Genomic DNA, 2,344 nt, shown 5'->3' on the forward strand with positions numbered 1-2,344 from the left:
GTCGCCGGGCTTGATGTCCTGGAAGTTCTCGAGGCCGATGCCGCCCTCGGTGCCGGAGCGCAGGCTCTTGGCCTCGTCCTTGTAGTGGCGCATGGACGCGATCGAACCGTTGTAGACGACGATGCCGTCGCGCACGAGGCGCACGGAGTCGGTCGCGGCGATCTCGCCCTCCTCCACGCGGACGCCGGCGGCGATGCCGACCTTGGGCACCTTGAAGGTGTCGAGGACGGTGGCCATGCCGGTCGAGACCTCGACCTCGGTCGGCTTCAGCATGCCGATGCGGGCAGCGTCGAGGTCCTCGAGGGCCTTGTAGATGACGTCGTAGCAGCGGATCTCGACACCGTCGCGCTCGGCGAGGTTGCGGGCCTTCGCGTCGGGGCGCACGCCGAAGCCGATGATGATGGCGTTGGAGGCGTCGGCCAGGACGACGTCGGTCTCGTTGATGGCGCCGACCGCGGCGTGGATCGTGTTGATGCGGACCTCGGACTGGTCCATCTTGTCCAGCGAGTCCTGAAGAGCCTCGATGGAACCCTGGACGTCAGCCTTGATGATGAGGTTGAGCTCCTTGACGTCGGCGTCGGCCATGGTGGCAAAGAGGTTCTCGAGCGTGACGTGCTTGACGCGGTTCTGCTCCTCGATGCGGGCCTTGAGCGCGCGCTGGTCGGCGAGGTCGCGGGCCTCGCGGTCGTCCTGGAACACGCGGAACTCGTCGCCGGCGTTCGGCACGGACTGCAGGCCGAGGATCTCGACGGCGTCGGAGGGGCCGGCCTCCTCGACCGGGCGGCCCTTGAAGTCGAGCATGGCGCGGACGCGGCCGTAGGTCATGCCGGCCACGAGGGCGTCGCCGATGTGCAGGGTGCCGCGGGTCACGAGGACGGTCGCGACCGAGCCGCGGCCCTTGTCGAGCTTGGCCTCGAGGACGTTGCCGGAGGCGAAGGTGCCCGGGTTGCCCTTGAGCTCGAGGACGTCGGCCTCCAGAAGGACGGTCTCGAGCAGCTCGTCGATGCCGATCTTCTTTTTCGCGGAGATGTTGACGAACATGTTCTGGCCGCCCCACTCCTCGGGGACGATGCCGTACTCGGTGAGCTCCTGGCGGACCTTGTCCGGGTTCGCGCCGGGCTTGTCGATCTTGTTCACGGCGACGACAATGGGCACGCCCGCGGCCTTCGCGTGGTTGATGGACTCGATGGTCTGGGGCATGACGCCGTCGTCGGCGGCGACGATCAGGATGACGATGTCGGTCACCTTGGCGCCGCGGGCGCGCATGGCCGTGAAGGTCGCGTGTCCCGGGGTGTCGATGAAGGTGATCTTGCGGCCGTTGATGGTGACCTGCGAGGCGCCGATGGCCTGCGTGATGCCGCCGGCCTCGCCCTCGGCGACGCCGGTGTGGCGGATGGCGTCGAGCAGGGAGGTCTTGCCGTGGTCGACGTGGCCCATGACGGTGACGACGGGCGCGCGGGGCACGAGGTCCTTCGGGTCGTCGTAGAAGGTGAAGGAGTTCTCCTCCTCCTTGGTCATGACCTTGACGTCTCGGCCGAGGTCGTCGGCCACGAGCTCGATGAGCTCGTCGGACATCGACTCGGTGAGGGTCAGCGGCGTGCCCAGGAGGAACAGGCGCTTGATGATGTCGTTCGCGGGGACGCCCAAGAGCTCGGCGAGCTCGGCCACGGTGGAGCCCTGCGGGACCTTCACGGTATCGAGCTGGCTGATGTCCTGGTCGTTGGCGATGGCTTCCTCGATGCGCTGCTGCTCGGCGGCCTGCTCGGCCTGCTTCTGGCGGCGCTCCTTGCGCTTCTTGCGGCGGCCGGTGGACTCGCGGGAGGCCTCCTCGACGGCCACGCGGGCCTCCTCGAGGACCTTGCTGCGGTTATAGGCCTCGGCCTCGCGGGCCATGCGGGAGTAGCGATCCTCGCCGCCGTCCTCGCCGCGGCGGCCGCCCAAGCCCTTGCCGCGGCCGGTGTCGGCTCAGCTGCCGGAGCCGTTGGAGCGGACGGGGGCGGAGGGCTCGCCGGCGCGGGGAGCGGGCGAGCCGGAGCGCTTGGGGCCGCGGGACGAGCGGTCGTCGTCCTTCTTGCGGCGGCCGTTGCCCTTGGCCTGGGCCTTGGCGGCCACGGCCTCCTCGGCCTGCCGCGCGAGGACCTTCTCCTGCTGCGCGATCTGGTCGAGCAGGCTCGAGAAGGACGGCGCCTGCTTGGGGGCGGTGTCCTTCACACGGTTCTTCTCGGCCTCCTCGGCGGCCTTCTTCTCGGCGGCGATGCGCTCGGCCTCGGCCTTCTTGCGCGCGGCCTCCTCGGCGGCGATCTCGGGCGCCGCCTAGTTCTCGGCCTCGTTCGCGGCGGGCACG

1 pseudogene is annotated in these 2,344 nt (G+C 69.5%); it reads right to left on the reverse strand.

Annotated features, from left to right (window positions below):
• Positions 1–2,298, reverse strand: a pseudogene (gene infB / locus ACT84W_RS10570) (translation initiation factor IF-2); the annotation flags it as partial.
• Positions 2,299–2,344 lie beyond the last annotated feature (46 nt).

The organism is Paratractidigestivibacter sp. (genome assembly GCF_052362415.1).
In the GTDB taxonomy this organism is placed as follows: Bacteria; Actinomycetota; Coriobacteriia; order Coriobacteriales; family Atopobiaceae; genus Paratractidigestivibacter.